The 3,744-nt window shown below is 66.6% G+C and carries 4 protein-coding genes; all 4 read right to left on the bottom strand.

What is annotated here, in order from left to right; translation table 11 throughout:
• Positions 1–1,052, bottom strand: a 1,052-nt coding sequence (locus RMO30_RS05150; RefSeq protein ID WP_309710376.1) for a DUF885 domain-containing protein, incomplete at its 3' end; no start/stop codon positions are given.
• Positions 1,053–1,061: 9 nt separating this feature from the next.
• Positions 1,062–2,408, bottom strand: a complete 1,347-nt coding sequence (locus tag RMO30_RS05145; protein WP_309710374.1) for a HAMP domain-containing sensor histidine kinase — start codon at positions 2,406–2,408, stop codon at positions 1,062–1,064.
• Complete coding sequence (locus RMO30_RS05140; protein ID WP_309710372.1) at positions 2,405–3,079, bottom strand: response regulator transcription factor; 675 nt, start codon at positions 3,077–3,079, stop codon at positions 2,405–2,407. Before RMO30_RS05140 ends, RMO30_RS05145 begins: the two co-directional genes overlap by 4 nt.
• A gap of 12 nt (positions 3,080–3,091) precedes the next feature.
• A complete protein-coding gene (locus RMO30_RS05135; protein ID WP_309710371.1) occupies positions 3,092–3,409 on the bottom strand; it encodes a hypothetical protein in 318 nt (105 codons plus the stop codon).
• Positions 3,410–3,744: the final 335 nt, after the last annotated feature.

Below are 3,744 nucleotides of genomic sequence, written 5' to 3'. Positions count from 1 at the left end.
GGGCCGGTGTAGTAGATGCCGCCCTCTTGAGTCGGCGCGATCATGCACTCGAGGTTCTTGATTGCATCAGGGATGTCGAAGTGATGTTTCGAGAGGTCGGCAACCGCCTGGTCGCTCGTCGCCTGCATCCAGCGCTGCAGCTCGTCGGTGCCGTGGAGCTTGCGGGAGGCATCCTTCTCGAGGGCCTCGATCGCGTCGGATACGGATCCGCCGGGCACGATCTCGCCCGCGATGCGGGTCTGCTCGGCGACCATGCGCGCCAACTCTTCGATTCCCCACTCGTAGGTCTCGTCGAGGTCGATCTTCGCGCCGAGGAAGTGTTGCGACCGGAGGGCGTACAGTTCGCGTCCCACGGCGTCGACCTCGGTCGCGGCGGGCGCCAACTCGGTCTCGAGAAACTCCGCCAGCCGGTCGTAGGCCTCGGCAGCGGCTTCCGCACCCTTCTTCAGGTCGGCGTTGAGCGAAGCCGGCAGGTCTGCTCCGTCGCCGAGCTTCGCGCCCCCGGTGAAGTCGAAGAAGAAACCAAGCGGGTCGCCGTGTTTGCGCGCCTGCTGAGCGACCTCGGCGACCTGCCGCTGCGCCGGGACCGAGCCGGTCGCGATGCCCTTCTTGAGCGTTTCGATGTAGCCGTCGACGGCACCCGCCACATTGCCAAGACGGGTGGAGATGACCGACCAATCGGCCTCGGACTCGGTCGGCATGAGGTCGAAGATCTCGCGGATGTTCTGCGCGGGCGAGGCGATCACGTTGAGGTCGCGCAGGTGGTAGCCGGCCTCTGCAGAGGCGATCTCGAGCTGGAGCTCGGAAGTGATGTCGGTCTTGGTGACTTCATCGACCTCGTCGAGAGGCTTCGCCGTCGCCAGGGAGGCGACGACCTTCTTCGCTTCGGCGACGAGCTTGTCGTGACCGGCCGGCGAATAGTCGCCGATCTCGCCGATGCGACCCTCGACGCCCATCCAGATCGCCGTATCCGGATCGAGGTCGATCATTGTGGCGACCCAGTCCTCGGCGATCTTGTCGATGGGCGTGGGCGTGCGATCCGAAGCCGTCATCCGGCCAGCCTACGGAACAGCACCGGGGTCGGCCCAGCCCGACTTGGCCAACGGTATCCGCACCACGAATCGGGCTCCGGGCGAGAAAGTCGGGTCGACGACGACCGTCCCCCCGTGCGCCGTAGCTATCCCGCGCACGATCGCGAGCCCGAGACCGGCGCCGCCATCCGATGCCGCTCGCGCCTCGTCGATGCGGGCGAAACGCTCGAATACCCGCTCGCGATCCTCGGCAGGAATGCCTCTCCCATCGTCGGCGACCGCGAGCACCGCATCGCCGTCCTGTTCACGGAGGGTGACCGTGATACCGAGTCCGCCGTGTCGCAGCGCGTTGTCCAGCAGGTTGCGAACGACCCGGGACAGCTGGATCGGATCGCCCAGCACCTGCGCACCTGAGACTCCGGAGATGTCGACCGCGCCACGGGCTCCACCCAACCGATCGACCTCGCCGAGGACGACGTCATCGAGGTCGACCAGACCCGGTCGGCTTTGCGAGGCCGCACCATCGCTTCGGGCAAGGGTGAGGAGGTCGTCGACGAGACCCTGCAGGATGTCGACCTCCTCCAACACGCTTCGGCTCGTGGCGGCGGGGTCGGCCGAGTCCGGGTGCGCGCGGTCGACTTCGAGTTCGGCGCGGATCCGAGCCAGTGGGCTGCGCAACTCGTGGGACGCATCCGCGACGAAGCGCCGTTGGCGCTCCGACGACGCCTCCAAGCGCGCGAGCATCTGGTTCATGGTGCGCGCCAGCAGGCCCACCTCGTCGAGCGTTCGCGGCTCGGGGACGCGGCGATCGAGACTGCCGCTGCCGATTGCCGCAACCTGCGTGCGGATCTCCTCGACCGGGCGCAGTACCCGCCCGACGAGAAACCAGACAAGGAACGCGAGCAGGAGCGACGCCGCGGGAACCGCAACAGCCAAGCCGGTGGCGAGGGTCGCCACGCTCTCGTCGACGTCGTCGAGCGGCGTTCCGGCAACGATCACCAAAGCGCCGCTGCGCTGCGAGATGACGCGGTAGTTGGTGACTCCCGAAACCGGTCGCACGGTCTGGAACTGCGGCGTCTCATCCGTCGGTGCGTCGATGGGTCGATGGTCGATCGACCGAGTCGTCGATGCGACCACCTCCCCGTTCGCATCGACGACATAGGCGAACGCTTCGTCGTCACCTTGCCCGGGAATGGTCGTTGGCAACGTTCCGGCGGCGATTTCCTGAGCGATCTCGGCGACGTGCCGCTGCAGCACCTCGTCGACGTTGTCCGTCAGAACGACGCGCTGCGACGCGACCAACGACGTCGCTGTGAGCACGAGCACGAAGACCACCACGGCGGTCGCCAGCAGGGTGATCCGGCTCCGCACGCTCACGAGGACCCTTCGATCCGGTAACCGGCCCCGCGCACCGTGTCGATGCTCGCGAGACGCGAGTGACCCGTGAGTTTGCGGCGCAGGCGCGCGACGTAGACCTCGACGATATTGGGGTCGCCTTCGAAGTCGTCGCTCCACACACCGTCGAGGATCGCCCGCTTGGACAACACCTGACCTGCACGGTGCACGAGAAAGAACAGCACGTCGAACTCCCGCGAGGTCACTTCGACTTCGCGCTCACCGGCCCACACTCGGCGGGCGAGCGGATCGACCCGGAGGTCTCCGACGCCGATCGGAGCCGGGTCCCGCGAGTTACTGCGCCGGATGAGCGCGTGCAACCGGGCGATGAGAACTGGGTACGAAAACGGCTTGACGAGGTAGTCGTCGGCTCCCGTATCGAGGGCCTCCGCCTCGTCAAGGTCCCCATCCTTGGCCGTGAGCATCAGCACCGGAGTCCAGTTCCCGGTTGCACGCAGGTCGGCACACACCAGGAAGCCGTTGCGCCCCGGCTGCATGATGTCGAGCACGATGACGTCGTAGCTCCCCTCTGAAGCACGCCACAGCCCGTCGATCCCGTCGTGCGCGACTTCGACGTTGAAGCCCTCGGCCGCGAGTCCTCGCGAGACCGCGGCCGTGAGCTTCTCGTCGTCGTCGACCAGGAGGACTTTCATCGCCCCACGGTACTAGGGCGTGTCGTCCGACTCGTCACCGACCACGACGAACTTCTCGTCGAGCTGCACGTCGACTTCGGTGCCGTCGGCGAGGGTCACTTCGACCTCGTAGTAGCTCTCCTCGTCGCCCACCTCGGTGTCGGTGACGGTGCCGCCGCCCGTATGGGCGAGAGCAACGTCACTCGCGGTCGCCAGAGCGTTCCCGGTGATCGGCGCCTCTGATTCCCATGCGTCATCCCCATCGTCCGCGGGCGCGAGTGCGGCCCCGAGCAACGCCGCCGAAATGACGACAGAGCCTGCGGCGATCGCGATCTTTGTCGCGTTTCTCATGATCTTCTCCTTAGGTGCACCGAAGGGCTCGAAGCACGTGGCTCACCGTAGGCACCCGTCGCTGACGCCAGGCTGAACGGAGGAGGTCGCGGTTCAGCTCCACGTCAGCATCCCCAGTGCACTCTGGGCCCGTCAGGAAAACTCTTCGAGAAAGGACGAGCCATGAAGGCCACCGCGCGCCACGCCACAGGCATTCTGATGACCATCGGAATCGCACTGTCGATAGCCGGATGCACCGCCACGACCGACACAGCGCCAATCGACACAGCGCCGATCGACGTCGGCACGCTCCCCCAAGGCGACGAGGCGGTCACGCTCGACCCGGCGGAGTTCAC

The sequence above is a fragment of the Pseudolysinimonas sp. genome, assembly GCF_031389465.1.
GTDB lineage: Bacteria > Actinomycetota > Actinomycetes > Actinomycetales > Microbacteriaceae > Pseudolysinimonas_A.
Note: the sequence above shows the minus strand (reverse complement) of the source record. Positions and strands in the feature narration are given on the sequence as shown.